This window comes from Parabacteroides sp. AF27-14 (assembly GCF_003635425.1).
Lineage (GTDB): Bacteria > Bacteroidota > Bacteroidia > Bacteroidales > Tannerellaceae > Parabacteroides > Parabacteroides distasonis.
Map to the genome: position 1 here is coordinate 105561 of NZ_QTLZ01000014.1, position 23332 is coordinate 128892.

Consider the following 23332-nt stretch of genomic DNA (forward strand, 5'->3'; position numbering starts at 1 on the left):
ACGAATGAAACAAAGGAGAGAATCGGTTGGTTCATTCGGTCTTGCGGAAGTAGCTCAGTTGATAGAGCATTAGCCTTCCAAGCTGAGGGTCGCGGGTTTGAGCCCCGTCTTCCGCTCTTATAAGTTGCCTGTGTAGCTCAGCGGTAGAGCACTTCCTTGGTAAGGAAGAGGTCCCGAGTTCAAGTCTCGGCACCGGCTCAATTGAAAATTGAACATGATCATTAATCAAATAAAGAACAATTAAGTTATGGCAAAAGAGAAATTTGACAGATCGAAACCACATGTGAACATTGGTACGATTGGTCACGTTGACCACGGTAAAACAACTTTGACAGCTGCTATCACAACAGTATTGGCAAAGAAAGGTCTTTCAGAGTTGCGTTCATTCGATTCTATCGACAACGCTCCTGAAGAAAAAGAGAGAGGTATCACAATCAACACTTCTCACGTAGAGTATCAGACTGCAAACCGTCACTATGCTCACGTAGACTGTCCGGGTCACGCCGACTACGTAAAGAACATGGTAACTGGTGCTGCTCAGATGGACGGTGCTATCATCGTAGTTGCTGCTACTGATGGTCCTATGCCTCAAACTCGCGAGCACATCCTTTTGGCTCGTCAGGTAAACGTTCCGAGATTGGTTGTATTCATGAACAAGTGTGACATGGTTGACGACGAGGAAATGTTGGAATTGGTTGAGATGGAGATGAGAGAGTTGCTTTCATTCTATCAATTCGACGGTGACAACACTCCGATCATCCGTGGTTCTGCTCTTGGTGCATTGAACGGTGATGCTCAATGGGAAGATAAAGTAATGGAGTTGATGGAAGCTTGTGATACTTGGATTCCTCTGCCTCCGCGCGAAATCGACAAGCCGTTCTTGATGCCGGTTGAGGACGTATTCTCAATCACGGGTCGTGGTACTGTTGCTACAGGTCGTATCGAGACAGGTATCGTTAAGGTAGGTGAGGAAGTTCAGATCATCGGTCTTGGCGCTGCTGGTAAGAAATCTGTTGTTACAGGTGTTGAGATGTTCCGTAAGTTATTGGATCAAGGTGAGGCTGGTGACAACGTTGGTTTGTTGCTTCGCGGTATCGATAAAAATGAGATCAAGCGTGGTATGGTAATCTGCCACCCGGGTCAGGTTAAAGAGCATTCTAAGTTCAAGGCTGAGGTTTATATCTTGAAGAAAGAGGAAGGTGGTCGTCACACTCCGTTCCACAACAAATATCGTCCTCAGTTCTACATCCGTACATTGGATGTAACTGGTGAGATCACTTTGCCGGAAGGAACTGAAATGGTAATGCCGGGTGATAACGTAACGATCGAGGTTGAGTTGATCTATCCGGTAGCATGTAGCGTAGGTCTTCGTTTCGCTATCCGCGAGGGTGGACGTACAGTAGGTGCAGGCCAGATCACAGAATTAGAGAACTAATTCAAGCATTAGATAATGTTATAGCCAGTCTTTTTAAGGGCTGGCTATTTCTACGGAAGTAGCTCAGTCGGTAGAGCACTGGTCTCCAAAACCAGGTGTCGGGAGTTCGAGCCTCTCCTTCCGTGCTAAAATCTATAGATTCGATGAAAAAGATAATTACTTATATTAAGGAATCTTATAACGAACTTGTTTATAAAGTTTCTTGGCCTACGAGAGCAGAGCTTTCCAATAGTGCGGTTGTTGTTATGTTTGCTTCCCTTATCATCGCCGCATTGATCTTTGTTGTTGACGGGGCCTTCGAGGCTGTTATGCGTTTCTTCTACAACCAAATTTTCTAATCAGTTAAGGTATGTCTGATATCCAAAAGAAATTTTATGTTCTGCGTGCCATCAGTGGCAAGGAGAACAAGGTACGGGAATATCTAGAGGCTGAGCTGAAGAATACGGATCTGGGAGAATATGTATCTCAAGTCTTGATTCCGACCGAGAAAACCTTTACGGTACGAAACGGTAAGAAGGTCATGAAAGAAAGAGCTTACTTGCCGGGTTATGTACTGGTTGAGGCCGCTTTGGTCGGTGAGGTTGCTCATCGATTGCGGAACATTCCGAACGTGATTGGTTTCTTGGGTGGTTCTGATACCCCCGTGCCATTACGTCCTGCGGAAGTGAATCGTATCTTAGGTACGGTTGACGAGTTGCAGGAACAACAAGAGGATCTGGATATCCAGTTCTATGTTGGCGAGAGTGTGAAGATTACTTTTGGACCGTTCAGCGGTTTCACGGGTATAATCGAAGAGGTCAACGCCGAGAAAAAGAAACTTAAGGTGATGGTTAAGGTCTTCGGACGCAAGACTCCCCTTGAGTTGGGTTATATGCAAGTTGAGAAAGAATAGTACTCTGGTTACGAAAAGTGCTACCTTTCTGTTATTGATGTTATATATCTAAAAAATTTTAGAAACAATGGCTAAAGAAGTTGCTGGACAAATCAAATTGCAGATTAAAGGAGGAGCAGCAAACCCTTCTCCCCCAGTAGGACCTGCTTTGGGTTCTAAGGGTATTAACATTATGGAGTTTTGCAAGCAATTTAATGCCAAGACCCAAGACAAGGCTGGTAAGATATTACCTGTTGTAATTACTTACTATGCCGATAAGTCTTTCGACTTTGTCGTTAAAACTCCTCCTGTGGCAATCCAGTTGTTGGAAGCTACTAAGAAGAAGAGCGGTTCCGCTCAACCTAACCGTGCTAAGATCGCTGAGATCACATGGGAGCAGGTGAAAGCTATCGCTGAAGACAAATTAGTCGATCTAAACTGCTTTACTGTCGAGTCAGCCATGAGAATGGTTGCGGGAACAGCCAGAAGTATGGGTATCACTGTTAAAGGGACATTCCCGGGTAATAATTAATAAACTTCAATTGAGATGAGTAAACTTACAAAGAATCAAAAGTTGGCTTTGGGCAAGATTGAAGCTGGGAAAGCATATACATTGAAAGAAGCTTCAGCTTTAGTGAAGGAAATTACTACAACTAAGTTTGACGCATCCGTAGATGTTGATGTCCGTTTAGGTGTTGACCCCCGTAAGGCCAATCAAATGGTGAGAGGCGTGGTTTCATTGCCTCACGGAACTGGTAAGCAGGTTAGGGTTCTCGCATTATGTACTCCGGACAAGGAAGCTGAAGCTACTGCCGCTGGAGCTGACTATGTTGGATTGGATGAGTATATTAATAAGATTAAAGGCGGTTGGACTGACATTGATGTTATCATCACTATGCCTTCTATCATGGGTAAGATCGGTGCTCTTGGTCGCGTATTAGGCCCTCGTGGTTTGATGCCTAACCCAAAGAGTGGTACGGTTACCAATGAGATCGGAAATGCGGTGAAGGAGGTTAAGCAAGGTAAGATCGACTTTAAGGTAGATAAGAGCGGTATCGTTCACACATCTGTTGGTAAGGTGTCTTTCACTCCGGAACAGATTCGTGACAATGCTAAGGAGTTTATTTCAACTTTGATCAAGTTGAAACCTACTGCGGCTAAAGGTGCGTATATAAAGAGTATTTATCTTTCTAGTACTATGAGTGCGGGTATTAAAATTGACCCCAAATCAGTTGAAGAAAACTAAAAAACAATTGAACAATGAGAAAGGAAGATAAAGGAACTGTTATAGGTCAATTAACTGAAACATTAAAGGAATATCCTAATTTCTATTTGACGGATATCGAGGCGTTGGACGCTGAGAAAACCAGCAAATTGAGAAGAGAGTGTTTCAAGCGTGAGGTTAAGTTAGTCGTTGTAAAGAATAACTTGCTTAAGAAAGCGTTGGAGAACATTGAAGGTGACTTCTCTGATCTTAACGTGGCTTTGAAAGGCAATACGGCTGTGATGTTCTCACAAGTCGCTAATGCTCCCGCTCGCCTGATTAAGGATTTTACTAAGGACGCTAAAAAAGGTGTAGTCGTTAAACCGGCTTTGAAGGCTGCTTACGTACAAGAAAGCTTCTATGTAGGTGCTGAGAATCTTGAGGCATTAGTAAATATCAAGAGCAAAAACGAACTTATTGCCGATGTTATCGCATTGTTGGAATCTCCGGCGAAGAACGTTATCTCTGCTCTTCAGTCATCAGGACAAACTATCCATGGTCTGTTGAAGACTTTGGAAGAAAGATAATTTTTCATTAAAACATTACACAGATAAATAATCATTTAAATCATACAAAAATGGCAGATTTGAAAGCTTTTGCAGAACAATTAGTAAACTTGACCGTTAAAGAAGTTAGCGAATTAGCTACTATCCTTAAAGAAGAGTACGGTATCGAACCTGCTGCTGCAGCTGTTGCTGTTGCTGGTCCTGCTGCTGGTGGTGCTGCTGCCGCTGCAGAAGAGAAGACTTCTTTCGATGTTGTATTGAAAGCAGCTGGTGCTAATAAATTAGCTATCGTTAAGTTAGTTAAAGAATTAACAGGTCTTGGCTTGAAAGAGGCTAAGGATATGGTAGATAGCGCTCCTAGTGCAATCAAGGAAGGTATCGCTAAAGCTGATGCTGAGGCATTGAAGAAACAGTTGGAAGAGGCTGGAGCTGAAGTTGAGCTTAAATAGTATTTATAACCTGGTTTCCAGGTGATTTGGTTAAGAGTCTCCGACTACGAAGACTCTTAACCTTTTTGTGTCTATAATTTCAATAAGTTCAATAAATTCCTTACTAGATGTCTTCAACAGCTGAAAACCAAAGAGTTAATTTTGCTTCGATAAAGAATCAGTTCCCGTATCCGGACTTTCTCGAAGTTCAATTGAAGTCGTTCCAAGACTTTCTTCAACTTGACACTCCTCCTGAAAAGAGAAAGAAGGAGGGATTGTATAAGGTATTTGCCGAGAATTTCCCGATTGCGGATACCCGTAACAATTTTGTGTTGGAGTTCTTAGATTACTATATAGATCCGCCTCGTTACTGTATCGATGAGTGTATCGCTCGCGGGTTAACCTATAGCGTGCCTTTAAAAGCGAAGTTAAAACTGTACTGTACGGACCCGGATCATGAGGACTTCGATACGGTGATCCAAGATGTATACTTGGGTCCGATTCCGTATATGACGGACAGAGGTACTTTCGTGATCAACGGCGCCGAGCGTGTTGTCGTGTCTCAGCTGCACCGTTCTCCGGGCGTATTCTTCGGACAAAGCACGCACGCAAACGGAACGAAGTTGTACTCCGCACGTATTATCCCGTTCAAGGGGTCATGGATCGAGTTCGCTACGGACATCAACAATGTGATGTACGCTTACATCGACCGTAAAAAGAAATTGCCTGTAACTACTCTTTTGAGAGCTATTGGTTTTGAAAGCGATAGAGATATTCTTGAAATCTTCAACCTTGCGGAAGAGGTTAAGGTAACGAAAGCAAACCTGAAGAAGTTTATCGGACGTAAGCTGGCCGCTCGTGTTTTGAAGACTTGGGTGGAGGATTTCGTAGATGAGGATACCGGTGAGGTGGTTTCTATTGAACGTAACGATGTTATCATCGACCGTGAGTCTGTACTGGATAGCGACAATATCGAGGCTATCTTGGATTCAGGCACGCAAAATATCTTGTTGCATCGTGAGGACCAGAATCTGTCTGACTATGCTATCATATATAATACGCTCCAGAAAGACCCGAGTAACTCCGAGAAGGAAGCTGTGTTGTATATCTACAGACAGTTGAGAAATGCGGAACCGGCTGATGAGGCTAGCGCACGCGAGGTTATCACGAACCTGTTCTTCTCAGAGAAACGTTATGATCTGGGTGAGGTGGGACGTTACAGGATCAACAAGAAGTTAGGCCTTACTACAAGCGCTGATGTTAAGGTCTTGACTAAAGAAGATATTATCGAGATCATCAAGTACCTGATCGAGTTGATCAACTCGAAGGCTATCGTGGATGATATCGACCACTTAAGCAACCGTCGTGTACGTACGGTTGGCGAGCAATTGTATAACCAGTTCGGTATTGGTTTGGCTCGTATGTCACGTACAGTTCGTGAACGTATGAACGTTCGCGATAATGAGGTGTTTACTCCGATTGATTTGATCAACGCGAAGACGATTTCTTCCGTGGTTAACTCTTTCTTCGGAACGAATGCCTTGTCTCAGTTCATGGACCAGACGAACCCGTTGGCGGAGATCACGCACAAGCGTCGTTTATCAGCCCTAGGTCCGGGAGGTTTGTCTAGAGAGCGTGCCGGATTCGAGGTTCGTGACGTTCACTATACGCACTATGGTCGTCTTTGTCCGATTGAGACCCCGGAAGGTCCGAACATTGGTTTGATCTCTTCTTTATGTGTATACGCTAAGATCAACGATCTAGGTTTCATCTCGACTCCGTACCGTAAGGTGGCAGATGGAAAGGTCGACTTCTCTGAGGAAGGCTTGCAATACTACACGGCGGAGGAAGAGGAAGAGTTGACAATCGCTCAAGGTAACGCTCCATTGGATGATAACGGTAAGTTTATCCGCGATAAGGTGAAGGCTCGTTTCGAGGCTGACTTCCCTGTTGTCCCTCCTTCTGAGATTGACTTGATGGACGTGGCTCCGCAGCAGATCGCTTCTATCGCAGCTTCATTGATCCCGTTCTTGGAACATGATGACGCTAACCGTGCGTTGATGGGATCTAACATGATGCGTCAGGCGGTTCCTTTGTTGCGTACGGACGCTCCGATCGTTGGTACCGGTATCGAGGCGCAGGTTGCTCGTGACTCTCGTACTCAGATTATGGCTGAGCGTGAGGGCGAGGTTGTGTTCGTTGATGCTACTTGTATCAAGATTAAATATGACCGCACGGAGGACGAGGAATTCGTTAGCTTCGAGGATGCGGTTAAGACATATAATATCCCGAAATGGCGTAAGACCAACCAAAGTACGACAGTCGATTTGAAACCGACCTGTCATCGCGGACAACGTGTGAAAGCCGGCGATATCCTTACCGAGGGTTACTCAACCCAGAAAGGCGAGCTTGCTTTGGGACGTAACGTGAAGGTGGCTTACATGCCTTGGAAGGGTTATAACTATGAGGATGCTATCGTGTTGAACGAGCGTATGGTTCGCGAGGACTTCTTTACGTCTGTTCACGTTGACGAGTATATCCTTGAGGTACGTGAGACAAAGCGTGGTATGGAGGAATTGACTTCCGATATCCCTAACGTCAGCGAAGAGGCTACCAAGGATTTGGATGAGAGAGGTATTGTTCGTGTTGGTGCTCGTATCGAGCCGGGTGATATCTTGATCGGTAAGATCACTCCGAAAGGTGAGTCTGATCCATCTCCGGAGGAAAAATTGCTGCGTGCTATCTTTGGTGATAAGGCGGGTGATGTGAAGGATGCTTCCTTGAAGGCTACTCCGTCTTTGCGCGGTGTGGTTATCGAGACCGCTTTGTTCTCGAAGGCTGTCAAGAAACGTAAATCCAGATTGACTGATAAGGCGATCTTGCCGAAGTTGGACGAGGAATACGAAGAAAAGATGGCTAGCTTGAAGACTTTGTTAGTTGATAAGTTGTTAGTGCTTACAAACGGCAAGGTTTCTCAAGGTGTTAAAGACTATATGAATACGGAGATTATCGCTAAGGGTGCTAAGTTTACCCGCAAATCTCTGGAAGAATTGGATTATAACTCCATCCAAGTAAGCAAGTGGACGGCAGACGCTCAGAAAAATGAGTTGATCAAGCAGGTTATCTTGAATTATTTGAAGAAGTACAAGGAGCTTGACGCTGAGTTGAGACGTAAGAAGTTCGACTTGACGATCGGTGATGAGCTGCCGACAGGTATCGTACAGATGGCTAAGGTTTATATCGCCAAGAAACGTAAGATTCAGGTAGGTGATAAGATGGCCGGTCGCCACGGTAACAAGGGTATCGTATCAAAGATCGTTCGTCAGGAGGATATGCCGTTCTTGGAAGACGGTACTCCGGTGGATATCTGCTTGAACCCGCTGGGTGTGCCTTCTCGTATGAACTTGGGACAGATTTTTGAGGCCGTGTTGGGTTGGGCCGGACGTGAGCTGGACGTTAAGTTCGCTACTCCGATCTTCGATGGCGCGACTTTGGATGATTTGAACGAATGGACAGACAAAGCTGGTATTCCTCGCTACGGTAAGTCTTACTTGTATGATGGTGGTACTGGTGAGCGTTTCGACCAACCTGCTACGGTGGGTGTGACTTACTTCTTGAAGTTGGGCCACATGGTTGACGATAAGATGCATGCCCGTTCAATCGGTCCGTACTCTTTGATTACGCAACAGCCGTTAGGTGGTAAGGCACAGTTCGGTGGTCAGCGTTTCGGAGAGATGGAGGTTTGGGCACTGGAAGCCTTCGGTGCCGCTCATGTTCTTCAGGAAATTCTTACGATTAAGTCTGATGACGTTGTAGGACGTTCGAAGGCTTATGAGGCGATCGTGAAGGGTGATCCGATGCCACAGCCGGGTATTCCTGAATCTCTGAATGTATTATTGCACGAGTTGAGAGGACTTGGTTTGAGTTTCACTCTGGATTAATTCAATAACAATAAAGAAGTAGGTGGGCTACGGCCCGTCTACTTTATCTATTGATAACTCTTTATAAATAAATAATATGGCCTTTAGAAAAGAAAACAAGATAAAGAGTAACTTTTCAAAAATAACCATCGGTCTGGCATCCCCTGAGGAGATCCTAGAGAACTCCAGCGGTGAGGTTTTGAAACCGGAAACAATTAACTATCGTACGTATAAGCCTGAGCGTGACGGTTTGTTCTGTGAGCGTATCTTTGGTCCGATCAAGGACTATGAGTGCCATTGCGGTAAGTACAAGCGTATCCGTTACAAAGGTATTGTCTGCGATCGTTGTGGAGTGGAAGTTACGGAAAAGAAAGTTCGTCGTGAACGTATGGGACACATCCATTTGGTGGTTCCTGTTGCCCATATTTGGTATTTCCGTTCTTTGCCTAATAAAATCGGTTACTTGCTAGGTCTTCCTACCAAGAAACTGGATTCCATCATCTATTACGAACGCTACGTCGTGATCCAGCCGGGTTGCGTAGACACGGTCGGTGAGTTAGACCTATTATCTGAGGAGGAATATCTGGATATTTTGGATAGCCTTCCAAGAGAAAATCAATTGCTAGAGGATACGGATCCGAATAAGTTCATCGCTAAGATCGGCGCTGAGGCTGTTTATGATCTGTTGGCTCGCTTGGACTTGGATTCTCTTTCTTATGAGTTGCGTCACCGTGCGAACACGGACACATCTCAACAGAGAAAGAACGAGGCCTTGAAACGCCTTCAGGTGGTTGAGTCTTTTCGTGCGTCCAGAGGTCGTAACAAACCGGAATGGATGATCATGAAGGTGATCCCGGTGATCCCTCCCGAACTGCGTCCGTTGGTTCCGTTGGACGGTGGCCGTTTCGCTACTTCTGACTTGAATGATTTATATCGTCGTGTTATTATCCGTAATAACCGTTTGAAACGATTGATCGATATTAAGGCTCCGGAAGTGATCTTACGTAATGAGAAACGTATGCTTCAGGAGGCCGTGGACTCTTTGTTTGACAACTCTCGTAAATCGAGCGCTGTTAAGACAGACGCCAATCGTCCGTTGAAGTCCTTGTCCGACAGTTTGAAAGGTAAACAAGGTCGTTTCCGTCAGAACTTGTTGGGTAAGCGTGTTGACTACTCCGCTCGTTCGGTTATTGTCGTAGGTCCGGAATTAAAGATGCACGAGTGCGGTTTGCCGAAGAATATGGCTGCCGAGCTTTATAAGCCTTTCGTTATCCGTAAATTGATCGAACGCGGTATCGTGAAGACGGTGAAATCCGCCAAGAAGATCGTTGACCGTAAGGAACCGGTTGTTTGGGATATTTTGGAGTACGTAATGAAGGGCCACCCGGTATTGTTGAACCGTGCCCCGACATTGCACCGTTTGGGTATCCAAGCGTTCCAGCCGAAATTGATCGAGGGTAAGGCTATCCAGTTGCACCCGTTGGCATGTACAGCATTCAACGCCGACTTCGACGGTGACCAGATGGCTGTTCACTTGCCGTTAGGTAATGAGGCTGTTTTGGAAGCTCAAATGTTGATGTTGGCTTCACACAATATCTTGAACCCTGCGAATGGTGCTCCTATTACCGTACCTTCTCAGGATATGGTGCTTGGTTTGTATTATATTACCAAGTTGCGCAAGGGTACACAAGGCGAAGGTTTGACTTTCTATGGTCCGGAAGAGGCTACGATCGCTTACAATGAGAAGAAGTTGGATATCCATGCTCCGATCCATGTTTACGTGGAGGATTTGGATGCGAACGGTAACTTGGTGAAGACGATGGTTGAGACTTCTGTTGGACGTTTGATGGTCAACGAGTTCGTGCCGAAAGAGATTGGTTATGTAAACGAGGTGTTGGGTAAGAAGTCTCTTCGCGACATCATCGGTCGGGTAATCAAGGCTTGTGGCGTAGCTCGTACCGCTCAGTTCTTGGATGATATCAAGAACTTGGGTTACTATATGGCATTTAAGGGTGGTCTGTCTTTCAACTTGGCCGATGTGCTTATTCCTGCTGAAAAAGACGCGTTGGTTCAGAAGGGATATGAGGAGGTTGAGCAGATCATGGCTAACTATAATATGGGTTTCATTACCAACAACGAGCGTTATAACCAGATTATCGATACTTGGACACACGTTAATAGTAACTTGTCTAATATCTTGATTAAGCAATTGACGGCGGATAACGATGGATTCAACTCAATCTACATGATGATGGATTCCGGTGCCCGTGGTTCTAAGGAGCAGATTCGTCAGTTGTCCGGTATGCGTGGTTTGATGGCGAAACCGCAGAAGAGTGGTGCAGAAGGTGGTCAGATTATCGAGAACCCGATCCTTTCTAACTTTAAGGAAGGTTTGTCCGTGTTGGAGTACTTTATCTCTACTCACGGTGCTCGTAAAGGTTTGGCTGATACCGCTTTGAAGACTGCCGACGCCGGTTACTTGACTCGTCGTTTGGTTGACGTCTCTCACGACGTGATCGTAAACGAGGAAGACTGTGGTACATTGCGTGGCTTGGTTTGTACGGAATTGAAGAATAACGAAGAGGTGATCGCTTCCTTGTATGAGAGAATCTTAGGTCGTGTATCTGTTCACGATGTGATCCATCCGATTACGGGCGAGGTTATCGTTCGTTCCGGTGAGGAAATCCGTGAGGATGCCGCTAAGGCAATCCAAGACTCTCCGATCGAGAGCGTCGAGATTCGTTCCGTATTGACTTGTGAGTCTAAGAAGGGTGTCTGCGCTAAGTGCTATGGACGTAACTTGGCTACGAACCGCATGGTTCAGAAGGGTGAGGTTGTCGGTGTAATCGCCGCGCAGTCTATCGGTGAGCCGGGTACACAGTTGACGTTGCGTACATTCCACGTCGGTGGTATCGCATCCAACATCGCAACAGAGAATAGTATTACATCTAAATATGATGGTATTTTAGAGATCGATGAGCTTCGTGCTGTTGAGGCGGTAGACGAGGTGAGCGGAAAGAAACATTTGGTAGTAGTAAGCCGTTTGGCTGAAATGCGCATTGTTGATCCGAACACGAAGATCGTGTTGTTGACTCATAATATACCTTATGGTTCTAAGTTGTTCTTCAACAACGGTGACTCAATTAAGAAGGGTGACGTGATCATCGAGTGGGACCCGTTCAATGCCGTAATCGTATCAGAGGTTTCCGGTAAGATCGAGTTCGAGAGTTTGGTAGAGAACGTAACTTACAAGGTTGAGAGTGATGAGACTACCGGTTTGAAGGAGAAGATCATCATCGAGTCTAAGGATAAGACGAAGGCTCCGGCCGCTCATATCGTGGATGAGAATGGTAATTACTTGAAGAACTACTCTTTGCCGTTGGGCGCTCACGTCGTGAAAGACAATGGTGATGTAGTGAAAGCTGGTGAGGTTTTGGTTAAGATCCCTCGTGCCGTAGGTAAGGCCGGTGATATCACCGGTGGTCTTCCTCGTGTAACCGAGTTGTTCGAGGCTCGTAACCCGTCTAACCCTGCTGTCGTATCTGAGATCGACGGAGAGGTAGGATTCGGTAAGATCAAACGTGGTAACCGTGAGATCACTGTAACGTCTAAGTTGGGTGAGGTTAAGAAATATATGGTTCCTCTGTCTAAACAATTATTGGTTCAGGAAAACGACTATATCCGTGCGGGTATGCCGCTATCAGACGGTGCTACCACTCCTTCGGATATCTTGGCGATCAAAGGTCCGACGGCTGTGCAGGAATATATCGTGAATGAGGTTCAGGATGTATACCGTCTGCAGGGTGTGAAGATCAACGATAAGCACTTCGAGGTTATCGTTCGTCAGATGATGCGTAAGGTAGAGGTGGTTGATCCGGGAGATACTCGCTTCTTGGAGCAGCAGATTGTTGATAAGTTGGAGGTAATGGACGAGAACGATCGTATCTGGGGCAAGAAAGTTGTTACCGATCCGGGAGATTCTCAGACATTGCAGGCCGGACAGATCGTGACTGCACGTAAGTTGAGAGATGAGAATAGTATGTTGAAACGCCGTGACCTTAAGTTGGTCGAGGTACGTGACGCTATTCCGGCTACAGCCAACCAGATTCTTCAAGGTATCACACGTGCCGCTTTGCAGACGAACAGCTTTATGTCCGCCGCATCTTTCCAAGAGACGACGAAAGTATTGAACGAGGCTGCTATCAACGGAAAGGTAGACCGTTTGGAAGGTTTGAAAGAGAACGTTATCTGTGGTCACTTGATTCCTGCCGGTACCGGTCAGCGTGAGTTTGATAAGCTGATCGTAGGCGCAAAGGATGAGTTCGATCGTATCTTCGCTAATCGCAAGAACGTGGTTGATTTCAATGCCATGGACAAAGATGATGAAGAATAGGAACGTTTAATAAACTATAAAGAAAGGCCGGCAGAGCAATCTGTCGGCCTTTTTTGTTCTTCCTTATTTGCTTAATAAATGGATAAACTTTATTTTTGCGAGGTAACAAAGACCATAGATAAATACTGAGACATATAAGAAACATATAATAATCAATATCATGAAGAGAATTTTACTTTGTTTAATGGTGGTTTTATTTGCCACTGGCTGCTTATTCGCTAAAAACAACGATGAGAAAATGAATGTAATGTCTTATAACATCCGTTACGATAATTCGGGTGATAAGGATAATCAATGGAAATTCAGAAGAGATTTCGCTGCTGATTTAGTGAAATTCCATGAGGCGGATGTGTTCGGTGCGCAAGAGGTCTTGAATAATCAGCTGAATGATTTGCTTGATCGTTTACCGGAATACGCTTATGTGGGTGTTGGTCGTGAGGATGGCAAGACGAAAGGGGAGTACGCTCCGATTTTCTATCGTAAGGATCGTTTCTCCGTTGAGAAAAACGGTAATTTCTGGTTAGCCGAAGATATAAATGCCGTTGGTAAGAAAGGTTGGGACGCCGCATGCGAGCGTGTAGCTACTTGGGCGATCTTGAAAGATAAGAATACAGGAAAGAAATTCTTCTTCTTGAATACGCACTTGGATCATATGGGGAAAGTGGCTCGTCATGAAGGAGCTTCTTTGGTGCTGGAGCAAGCGAAGAAATTATCCGAGAATTTACCTATAATCGTGACTGGCGATTTCAATGCCGTGCCTTCTGATGAGCCGATACAAGTATTGACTAATCCGAGTGATCCTCGTCATTTGACTCATTCCCGCACGATCGCAGGGTTTACTTACGGCCCGGAATGGACATTCCATGATTTTGGAAAGATCCCTTACGACAAGCGTGAATGGATCGATTATATCTTCGTGAAAGGGAATATCAAGGTATTGCGTCATGGTGTATTGACTGAAACGTTGAATAATCTGTTCCCATCCGACCATTGCCCGGTAATCAGTACGTTGATACTCGAATAAAAAAGCTTTGTGTGTATGGGGAAAGTAGACGTATTGAAGGAAACTACCCCGCTTTCATCAGAAGATTGCTTCTTGGTCATGCAACGCCCGAAATCGGGGTTTAATTTTCCGTTACATGTACACATGGAGTTTGAGTTGAACTATCTGGAGAATGCCGCTGGTGCTATCCGGATAGTTGGCGATTCGGTCGAGGAAATCGATGATCTGGATTTGGTGTTGATCGCGGGAGGAACGAAGCATGCTTACTCGAACCATAAGTGTCCGTGTAATGGGATCTTTGAGATAACGATACAATTTCATAAATCATTATTTGATAGCTTGATCAATAGACGGCATTTCAAGACCATGAAGGATATGTTTGATAACGCTTCCAGTGGTCTTGTTTTCAGCCGGGAAATGATACTTGGCATTCAAGATAAATTAAGAATGTTGTCGAACGATAACAAGCCGGATTCTTTCAAGAACCTGTTGCGTTTGGTCGAGATTCTTAAGATTCTATCTTTGGATAAAGCAGCCCGTCGGTTGAATGCTGTGAACACGGTAAAGAACTATAATAATAACGATACCGATCGTTTAGATAGTATCATGTTATATTTACACGAAAATTATCAAAAACGTATCACCTTGTCGGAAGTGGCTAAGTTAACAAATATGAGCGATGCCTCATTGATGCGTTTCTTGAAGAAGTGGACGGGAAAGACATTTATCGATAACTTGAACGAGATCCGGGTAGCTGAGGCGGTATGCCGTTTGACCGATACAAGTGACAGTATTTCTGAAATATGTTACAGGTGCGGTTTTAATAATCTATCGAATTTCAACCGGGTATTCAAACGGCGTAGGGGGAGTACCCCTACAGAGTACAGGGAGAAATATTCCCGTTCGAGGTTTATAATTTAAAACATGATTTAAAGCATGTTTACATTGATTTGTGTCAAGCGTTGATGATATAGTATTATTTATTGCACATATAGTATTTGGTGGTCTTTGCTAAAGCCCTTACTTTTGTAAAGTTCAAGTGAAAGAGATTAGCACTTAGACAAAACAAACCTTAACTAAAACGCCAAAACCAATTATATCAAACACAAAAGGTATTTTTACATTGGTCTAAAGAATTGAGAATTAAAAACACAACTAGAAAACGACTGCCTGAGAAGGTAGTCGTTTTTGCATTTATAGTCTTCAACCCCTTTGTAACCCGGAATAAATATGTATATTTGTCTTCGCAATTTTTAATCACCATAAATTTAAAAGAAGAAAGTATGGAAAACAACAAACCTGCCAATAACGAGATTCAGATCGAGTTATCTGAAGAGATGGCACAAGGAACTTACGCCAATTTGGCTATTATATCTCATTCAAGCTCTGAATTTATCCTAGATTTTATCCGGGTGGTTCCGGGAGCTCCTAAGGCACAAGTCAAAAGTCGCGTAATCTTAACTCCGGATAACGCTCAACGTTTGTTATTCGCTTTGCAAGACAATATCAAGAAATTTGGGGAGCAACTTCAAGCAGGAAATAATAATAACAAAACAGCTAATTTTGAGGACTTCGCAGGTCCGACAGGAGAGGCTTAATAGATTTGTTTTCAGCCATAGAAAGAGTACTTTTCTACAAGAGTAGGGGAGTACTCTTTTATTGTTGGGATGGCTCGTTTACATTGAAAAACCTTGATGCCTATTCTTAGATGCTTACAATGGGCATTCTAAGGTGTTAAGAATGCCTGTTATAAACACCTAAGAATGCCCATCGTAAAGAATACCCTATCTCTCTATCCTAAAGATTAGATAATCCCATCAATATTTTCTTCAATACGGTTTGTGCGGAGATCTCACGGTTTGCCGCCTCGGGGATTACGATACTTTGCGGGCTCTCTATCACATCATCGGAAACGATCATATTGCGGCGAACCGGCAAGCAATGCATGAAATAAGCGTTATTCGTAAGCGCCATTTTCTCTGCGTCTACGGTCCAGCTACGATCAGTGCTGATTACTTGTCCGTAATTCGGATCTTTATAAGCGGACCAGTTCTTTGCGTAAATGAAATCCGCTCCTTCAAAAGCCTTCTTCTGATCGTATTCCACTTTAGCGTTGCCTACGAATCTAGGATCAAGCTCATAACCTTCCGGATGAGTGATAACAAACTCATAATCTGTAGCGTTCATCCATTCGGCAAAGCTGTTTGGAACGGCTTGCGGCAATGATTTCGGATGAGGAGCCCAAGTCATGACTACCTTCGGACGAGCTGTTTTCTTATATTCCTCTATCGTGATCAAGTCGGCGAAACTTTGCAACGGATGGCGTGTCGCCGCTTCCATGCTAAATACCGGCCGGCCGGAATGCTCGATGAACTGACTCAATATCTTTTCGTTATAATCATCTTCTTTATTCTCAAAGCGTGCGAAAGAACGGACCCCGATCACATCGCAGTAACAGCCCATTACAGGAACAGCTTCCAGCAAATGCTCCGGTTTATCACCATCCATGATAACACCTCGCTCTGTTTCCAGCTTCCATGCACCTTGGTTAACGTCCAAAACGATCGTGTTCATACCCAAGTTCATGGCGGCCTTTTGGGTGCTTAAGCGGGTACGTAGGCTTGAGTTGAAAAATATCATCAACAACGTCTTGTTTTTTCCCAGTTCACTAAACTGGAAACGATCTTTCTTGATCTCGAAAGCTTCATTAAGCGCTTGTTTCAAGTCACCTAAATCCTGTACGCAAGTGAAATGTCTCATATCTGTTACAATAATATTTTGTTAAAGGCAAAGATAATGACTACTTGTCAATTATCCTTTAGAAAGACCAAGGAATTGTTTAAGAGATCGTATCCGGAGGTGTTATGGGTAGTTTGAAACTGAAGGTAGAACCTTTCCCTTCCTCCGAGTTCACCCAAATGGTACCTCCCATGGCGGTGACCAGACCTTTACAGATTGAAAGTCCCAATCCGGTACCCGGTTCAAATTCGTTCAATTGCAGGAATCGCTCGAAGATGTGCCCTAGTTTGTCCTTCGGGATGCCGTTGCCTGTATCGGACACGTAAAATTGCACGCTGACCGGATACAACGATTGGTATCCGAAATGAATTTCTCCTTTCTCCGTATATCGGAGGGCGTTAGAAAGTAGTTTTTTCAAGATAAGCATAAGCTTATGTCTATCCGTGTGAAGAGATACGTTTGGAGAATCATCCAAAATTAACCGTACGTTTTCGGATATGCGGGGAGAGGCGTATTCGTATACATCGTGCATGATAGCGAGCGGATTTACATCCTCATATGACCAATTGATCGTATTGGACTCGATTCTGGACATCTCGAGTGTGTCATTGATTAATTCGAGCAAAGCCGTGTTATTTTCTTTAATCATGGAAATATACTGTTCACGCATTTCCGGATCATCTTCCAGTCCTAACATATCGGAGAAGCCGACGATGGCATTTAGCGGAGTCCGGATCTCGTGCGTCATATTTGCCAGAAACGTAGATTTCAATAGGGAAAGATCCTTGGATTTCTGATGATCCGCGATAGCTAGCTCGTCGTTTTCCTTTTCGATAATGCTACCTATAATGACATGTGGGGTGCCGCTTTCATCAATATCCATGCTTTTACCCGATATTTCATACATCTTATAAGTCCCGTCTTGATTCCTCAGGTGGAAGGTGACGTTGTGAGACGATAATTTCTCGTCCCGGATTTTATTGAACAGATAGAAGAAATCCAAACTATCCTCTGGCTTACGTACGGATGATAAAGCCCTGCATATAAACCTGTTTTTATCTAATAGAGTATTGGTCGTGCCGTAGAATTGAAAACAGCGGTTACAATGCTTTTTGTCGCAAGTGGAGAAACGGTCGAAGCTGAATGAGTAAGCGGCTAATTTACCGTCTTCCAACGCTTGCCGCATCAATATCCGGCTCTCGTTCAATTGTCCCATCAATAGTTTATTTTCCCTGTCAGTTTCTTTTTCTCCCTGCTGCGTAAGCCAAAGCGTATACCCGCTAAGCCCCTGTTCATCGGTATAGATGGGTTCTACTTTAAACGTGACGGGCTCTTCGCATATAATTGCGTCACCTTTTCTTAAAGATGACTTCAAGGAATCGGTTAGTACGATGTTATTAAATAGATGTTCTATAATAAAGTCATGCTTATCTGCCAAGGAAAAATGAGCGAACATCGCCTTATTCAAGTCTATCAGATTTCCTTCCGTATCATAGATAGCCCCTCCTAAAGGACAGGAATAGAATGTATTTGAAACTAAAGTATTGAAAATATTTGAATCTATTACTGTTGACATTATTCGTTTAGATTTAAGTGTTGTTCTAGAAGAAAGAGACAGGCGAGTTCCTATATTCTCGTCTGCCCGTCTCCTTCTATGATGTATTTATAAGTCGTTAATTCAGGAAGCGCCATCGGTCCCCGGGCATGTAGCTTTTGGGTACTGATTCCGATCTCCGCCCCGAATCCGAATTGGGCCCCATCAGTAAAGGCGGTAGATACATTTGCGTATACGCAAGCGGCATCTACCAATTGCTGGAAGCGCCGGATAGTTTCCGGATCTTCGCTGATTATGCTTTCGCTATGTTTTGAACTGTACCGGGCGATATGTGATAGAGCCTCGTCTAAAGAGGATACGGTACGGATACTCATTTTGTAATCGAGGAACTCGGTACCGAAACTGTTTTCGTTAGCCTGTTGTAAAAGCGTCTCCGGATAATGTTCGGATAGAGCGGCATAAGCCGGTTCGTCCGCATAAATGATTACGTTGCTGTCCGGAAGCTTTCCACAGATATACGGAAGATCAGATAGACGTTCTCGGTGGATGATTAAGCAATCCAAGGCATTACATACGCTGACCCTCCGTGTCTTTGCGTTATTTACGATCTCACGTCCCTTGCCTTTATCTCCGGAGCGATCAAAATAGGTATGACAGATACCAGCGCCAGTCTCGATCACCGGAACTTTCGCGTGTTCCCGGACGAAGTGAATCAAGGAACTGCTTCCACGAGGAATGATTAAGTCAACCAAGCCGACCGCTCCCAGTAATTCCGCCGTAGCCTCTCGATCCGGAGGTAGTAAAGTGCATACAGCCGGATTTATACCCTGACGCTCTAATACAGAATGGATGATGCGTACCAAGGCTCGGTTAGAGAAGTCCGCATCCGATCCACCCTTTAGCACGCAAACATTACCGCTTCGGAAACATAAGGAAAAAACATCGAAGGTAACATTCGGACGAGCCTCATAGATCACGCCGATCACCCCGAAAGGCACGGTTACTTTTCGGATAACCATTCCGTTCGGGCGGGTAGTCTCGTTCAAGACCTTATTTAATGGAGAAGGTAATGTCGATACATTCTCCATATCGGCGGCGATACCTTGTAGCCTTTCCTCTGTCAATTTCAGCCGGTCGTATTTCGGGTTCGCGGGGTCCATACGTTCCAGATCTTGGCGATTCGCGGCGAGTACCTCCTCCGTATGAGTCCGTAGAACCTGCGCTGTCTCCTTTAAGATCCCGATAATCGTTTGATCCGATAGCGTTATCAATTGTTTAGCCGCATCCGATGCCTGTCGCAGCATATCTTTTACATTCATACTTTTTAATCCAAATATAGATAATCATAATGTATAAGCGGTTTTAAATCCCGTTGCCCTATTTGCTTACGTGCTTCCTCGCTGTCATAGGCGGTACAGCCTACGCCGATTTGCACGCCTTCCTCATTCATTATCTTTACGATATCATCTTTTTCGAAATCACCCTCGATGCGGGTTACTCCAACCAATAATACGCTAGTCGCTTTCGGGGCGGTCAATGCCTCCTCGGCTCCTTTATTGATATGTATTTCCCCTTTGGCGAAACCCTCGGAGTGGGCGATCCATTTCTTTACGCTGCTGACGGGTTTCGAGGCCGGAATGAAACGGGTGCAGACCGTGTCGCTATCCACCGCCAATAACATCGGAAGGATATTATCCTTTTTGCCGTTGGCGATGATAACCGCAATACCTTCGTCTGCCACTTTTTGGGCGATATGACATTTCGTCAACATACCTCCCCGTCCAAAGGATGATTTGCTAGTCTGTACATATTCCGACAAATCTGTTTTCCCACATTCGATTTCCCGGATCACGGAACTATCCGGGTCCGACGGATTTCCATTGTAAATCCCGTCTATATTACTAAGAATCACCAAGGCATCCATTCCCATCATCGTAGCGATCAAGCCGGATAACTCATCATTATCCGTGAACATCAGCTCGGTTACGGATATCGTATCATTCTCATTCACGATGGGGATCACCTTGTTTTCAAGCATTACCTCCATGCAATGCTTCTGGTTCAGGTAATGCGTACGACTCCCGAAATTCTCTTTTGTAGTAAGCACTTGCCCGCAAGTCATGCCATGCTCCCGGAATAACTCGTAATACCGGTTGATCAACTTGGCCTGTCCTACCGCCGAATACAGTTGCCGGGCTGATACGGGATCCAGCTTTTTGCCGGCCTTTATCTCGCTTCGTCCGGAAGCCACGGCACCGGAGGAGATCAAGACGATCTCCATACCTTGCCGATGCAAGTCCGCTACTTGGTCAACCAACGCGGACATGCGGGTGATATCTAGCGTCCCATCCTTGCGGGTCAGGACATTACTTCCTATTTTTACAGCGATCCTTTTCAAGAAAGTTATGATTTATTATTTATTATCTTTATCCCGGATCTCTACCCGTCGGATCTTTCCGCTGATTGTTTTCGGCAGTTCGTCCACGAATTCGACAACACGGGGATATTTGTAAGGAGCGGTGACACGTTTCACGTGATTTTGCAATTCTTTGATCAAGGCATCATCCGCTTTATCCTTATAATCCTTCGCCAATACGATCGTGGCCTTTACTACCTGTCCGCGGATCTCGTCGGGGACACCGGTGATAGCACATTCCACTACCGCCGGGTGAGTCATCAAGGCACTTTCCACCTCGAACGGCCCGATACGATAGCCGGAACTCTTGATCACGTCGTCCGCGCGGCCAACGAACCATAAGTAACCATCCTCGTCACGCCAAGCCACGTCTCCCGTGTAATACAGGCCATCGTGCCAAGCTTCCCGGGTACGTTCCGCGTCTCGGTAATATTCCTTGAATAACCCGATAGGCTTGCCATTTGTTGTGTGGATCACGATCTGTCCTTGCTCGCCATCCTCCGCACGGCTTCCGTCCGGACGCAATAAATCGACATCGTACTGCGGGTTGGGAACACCCATAGAGCCCGGTTTCGGCTCCATCCACGGGAAAGTGGCGACTGTCAGCGTAGTCTCTGTCTGGCCGAAGCCTTCCATCAATTTAATGCCGGTCAACTTATAGAACGTGTCGAACACGGCGGGGTTCAAGGCCTCGCCGGCGATCGTACAATATTGTAAAGATGATAAATCGTATTTAGTCATATCCTCACGAATTAAGAAACGGAAGATCGTAGGAGGAGCGCAAAGCGAGGTGATCCGGTAATCCTGTATCATCTGCAACATATCAGCAGGCGTGAATTTCTCGTGGTCGTAAACAAATACGGTCGCTCCGGCGATCCATTGCCCATATAGCTTACCCCAAACCGCCTTGCCCCAGCCCGTATCCGCTATCGTCAGATGAAGGCTGTCTTTATGCAAGTTGTGCCAGAAACTACCGGTCACGATATGCCCCAGCGGATACGTAAAGTCGTGGGCAACCATTTTCGGGTTTCCAGTCGTACCGGAGGTGAAATACATCAAAGAGATATCGTCATTGCTATTTGGGTGAGAGGGGCGGACGAAAGGAGCGGCGTTTTGGATACCCTGTTGGAAATCCTCGAAACCTTCCGGTATTTCCGGCCCTACGGATACGACTCTTTTTACGGTCGGTGAGTCCGGCAAAGCCTCTATGATATGTTTCGTTATCACTTCCTCTCCGGCGCAAACGATCATCTTGATATCGGCGGCATTCGCACGATAAACGATATCTTTCTTGGTCAGTAAGTGTGTAGCCGGTATCACGACAGCCCCTAATTTATGCAATGCGATGATAGAGAACCAGAACTCATAACGGCGTTTGAGTATCAGCATCACCATATCGCCATGTCCGATCCCCAAGGATTGGAAATAAGAAGCCGTCTGGTCCGTATACCGTTTCAAGTCGGCAAACGTAAAATCAATATGCTCTCCATGATCGTTTGTCCAACATAACGCTTTCTTATCAGGTTCTTCCTCCGCCCAAGCGTCTACCACATCATATCCGAAGTTGAAGTTCTCCGGAACCTTGATCTTGAAGTTTTTAATAAAATCTTCTTGCGACTCAAACGTCGTTTTATCTATAAATCTTTCTAACATGCTGTTGATCGTTTATAAAATGACGGCCAAGAAACTGACCTTTTCCCCATCCAGCGCTTTCATACCGTGAGGAAGCTCTGAGTTAAAATAAATACTATCACCTTCTTCTAAGATAAGATCTTTATTGTTGATCTGTAGTAACAGACGTCCTTTTAATACCATATTGTATTCTTGCCCCGGATGGGAATTGAGATACATCGGCTCATCCTCTGGTTTGGGATGTACGGTTACCAAGAAGGGGTCCGCTTTACGTCCGACGAAACCGGCGGCCAATGATTGGTACTTATAGGCTTTCGTACGCTCTACGGCAACACCTTTTCCGTTACGAGTAATAAAGTACGTACTCATTTTAGGCTCGTCGCCAAACATCAACGTGGTTAATTCTACGCCATAAGCCTGTGAGATCTGGTGCAATACGCTAACGGAAATATCAACCGTGCCGCTTTCCAGCAGCAAATATTGCTCAGTCGTGAGGTTGCAGACCTTTGCCATTTCTTCCGGCGTAATCTCCAGTGCGTCCCGTAATCCGGCCAGACGCTCCGCGATTTGTTGTATCTGTTCGTTCATTTTGCTGAAGTTATTGTATTATGTCGCTCCAAAGATAGGAATAAAAAGCAAAAAGAAGGTGAAAGCCCTTGTTTTCTTTTCTAATTAACAGGTATGGCTTGTTTTTAATACAAATGACGCAGATAATACGGATAAGAATAGCAAATCCGTGTCATCTGCGTCTGAAAGATAAGCATCTAATACTTATTCAGCATTTTTCTTTAGCCATTCTAACCGGCGCTGATCCGGGAGGTGTTTTACCTTGAAATGCTCGAATGTCACATTAAATCCTTTCCCGTCGGGACAAGCGGCCATAAACCCGACTTGTACGGGGATATTGTCTTGTAGCCAAGCGTTACGCATAAGGGTGTATTCCTTATCATCGAATGAGTAGAAGATCTCCACGGCGTCCAATCTCCGGACTGCTTTTATCCATACATAAGGGATCGCTTTGTCTAAGGTGATAACGCTCCAATCGGAAGTTTTATGCGTAACGACCGCACTTAGGTTGTATTTACCATCCACGAACTCTATACCGGCTTTTATATAATTTTCATTGTATAATAATTTATCGTTATAAATTTGCATAAACATTCAACATCA

Annotated in this window: 18 protein-coding genes, 3 tRNA genes and 1 pseudogene; 15 read left to right on the forward strand and 7 right to left on the reverse strand. The window is 44.9% G+C overall.

From position 1 onward, the window contains the following. The first annotated feature begins 43 nt into the window (after positions 1-43). The 15 genes from DWY79_RS14635 to DWY79_RS14705 all read left to right on the forward strand — a co-directional run bounded on the left by DWY79_RS14635 (position 44) and on the right by DWY79_RS14705 (position 15418). Positions 44-116, forward strand: a tRNA-Gly gene (locus tag DWY79_RS14635). A gap of 10 nt (positions 117-126) precedes the next feature. Continuing rightward, positions 127-198 (forward strand) — tRNA-Thr (locus DWY79_RS14640). A gap of 49 nt (positions 199-247) precedes the next feature. Next, complete coding sequence (gene tuf / locus DWY79_RS14645) at positions 248-1435, forward strand: elongation factor Tu (protein WP_005854209.1); 1188 nt, start codon at positions 248-250, stop codon at positions 1433-1435. Between the two features lie 52 nt (positions 1436-1487). Then, positions 1488-1560, forward strand: a tRNA-Trp gene (locus tag DWY79_RS14650). Positions 1561-1578: 18 nt separating this feature from the next. Then, positions 1579-1773, forward strand: coding sequence for a preprotein translocase subunit SecE (gene secE / locus DWY79_RS14655; protein WP_005854211.1), 195 nt, complete (start codon positions 1579-1581; stop codon positions 1771-1773). Between the two features lie 11 nt (positions 1774-1784). After that, positions 1785-2327 carry a transcription termination/antitermination protein NusG gene (gene nusG / locus DWY79_RS14660; RefSeq protein WP_005854213.1) on the forward strand — a complete coding sequence of 181 codons (543 nt, stop codon included), beginning with the start codon at positions 1785-1787 and terminating at the stop codon, positions 2325-2327. Positions 2328-2394: 67 nt separating this feature from the next. Then, positions 2395-2838 carry a 50S ribosomal protein L11 gene (gene rplK / locus DWY79_RS14665; protein ID WP_005867244.1) on the forward strand — a complete coding sequence of 148 codons (444 nt, stop codon included), beginning with the start codon at positions 2395-2397 and terminating at the stop codon, positions 2836-2838. Between the two features lie 15 nt (positions 2839-2853). After that, entirely contained in the window at positions 2854-3552 is a 699-nt protein-coding gene (rplA, locus tag DWY79_RS14670) for a 50S ribosomal protein L1 (RefSeq protein WP_005854218.1), read from the forward strand. A gap of 14 nt (positions 3553-3566) precedes the next feature. Further along, positions 3567-4097: a 50S ribosomal protein L10 gene (rplJ, locus tag DWY79_RS14675; protein WP_005867245.1), complete on the forward strand. Its 531-nt coding sequence runs from the start codon at positions 3567-3569 to the stop codon at positions 4095-4097. A 50-nt stretch (positions 4098-4147) separates the two neighbouring features. Further along, positions 4148-4525, forward strand: coding sequence for a 50S ribosomal protein L7/L12 (gene rplL / locus DWY79_RS14680; protein ID WP_005854220.1), 378 nt, complete (start codon positions 4148-4150; stop codon positions 4523-4525). Between the two features lie 107 nt (positions 4526-4632). Further along, entirely contained in the window at positions 4633-8445 is a 3813-nt protein-coding gene (gene rpoB, locus DWY79_RS14685) for a DNA-directed RNA polymerase subunit beta (protein WP_005854221.1), read from the forward strand. Positions 8446-8521: 76 nt separating this feature from the next. After that, a complete protein-coding gene (gene rpoC, locus DWY79_RS14690) occupies positions 8522-12817 on the forward strand; it encodes a DNA-directed RNA polymerase subunit beta' (protein ID WP_005867246.1) in 4296 nt (1431 codons plus the stop codon). 160 nt (positions 12818-12977) lie between these two features. Then, positions 12978-13841 carry an endonuclease/exonuclease/phosphatase family protein gene (locus DWY79_RS14695; RefSeq protein WP_122369581.1) on the forward strand — a complete coding sequence of 288 codons (864 nt, stop codon included), beginning with the start codon at positions 12978-12980 and terminating at the stop codon, positions 13839-13841. Positions 13842-13856: 15 nt separating this feature from the next. Next, on the forward strand, positions 13857-14741 hold the full coding sequence (locus DWY79_RS14700; RefSeq protein ID WP_005854224.1) for an AraC family transcriptional regulator: 885 nt from the start codon (positions 13857-13859) through the stop codon (positions 14739-14741). Between the two features lie 362 nt (positions 14742-15103). Further along, the gene (locus tag DWY79_RS14705) at positions 15104-15418 is read left to right on the forward strand and encodes a DUF3467 domain-containing protein (protein WP_005854225.1); all 315 of its coding nucleotides are present in this window, start codon (positions 15104-15106) and stop codon (positions 15416-15418) included. Between the two features lie 199 nt (positions 15419-15617). Here the strand turns inward: DWY79_RS14705 and DWY79_RS14710 are convergent, their stop codons facing one another. The 7 genes and pseudogenes from DWY79_RS14710 to DWY79_RS14740 all read right to left on the reverse strand — a co-directional run. Next, entirely contained in the window at positions 15618-16580 is a 963-nt protein-coding gene (locus DWY79_RS14710) for an N-acetylornithine carbamoyltransferase (protein WP_005854226.1), read from the reverse strand. A 79-nt stretch (positions 16581-16659) separates the two neighbouring features. After that, positions 16660-18135 carry a HAMP domain-containing sensor histidine kinase gene (locus DWY79_RS14715; RefSeq protein ID WP_121961753.1) on the reverse strand — a complete coding sequence of 492 codons (1476 nt, stop codon included), beginning with the start codon at positions 18133-18135 and terminating at the stop codon, positions 16660-16662. 50 nt (positions 18136-18185) lie between these two features. Further along, the gene (locus DWY79_RS14720) at positions 18186-19433 is read right to left on the reverse strand and encodes a glutamate-5-semialdehyde dehydrogenase (RefSeq protein WP_122369582.1); all 1248 of its coding nucleotides are present in this window, start codon (positions 19431-19433) and stop codon (positions 18186-18188) included. Between the two features lie 5 nt (positions 19434-19438). Continuing rightward, complete coding sequence (gene proB / locus DWY79_RS14725) at positions 19439-20512, reverse strand: glutamate 5-kinase (RefSeq protein ID WP_005854230.1); 1074 nt, start codon at positions 20510-20512, stop codon at positions 19439-19441. A gap of 15 nt (positions 20513-20527) precedes the next feature. Further along, a complete protein-coding gene (locus DWY79_RS14730; protein WP_036618577.1) occupies positions 20528-22183 on the reverse strand; it encodes an AMP-binding protein in 1656 nt (551 codons plus the stop codon). A gap of 12 nt (positions 22184-22195) precedes the next feature. After that, positions 22196-22750, reverse strand: coding sequence for a helix-turn-helix domain-containing protein (locus DWY79_RS14735; protein ID WP_005854235.1), 555 nt, complete (start codon positions 22748-22750; stop codon positions 22196-22198). A gap of 183 nt (positions 22751-22933) precedes the next feature. Continuing rightward, positions 22934-23287: pseudogene (locus DWY79_RS14740) on the reverse strand (DUF1349 domain-containing protein); the annotation flags it as partial. Between the last annotated feature and the right edge of the window lie 45 nt (positions 23288-23332).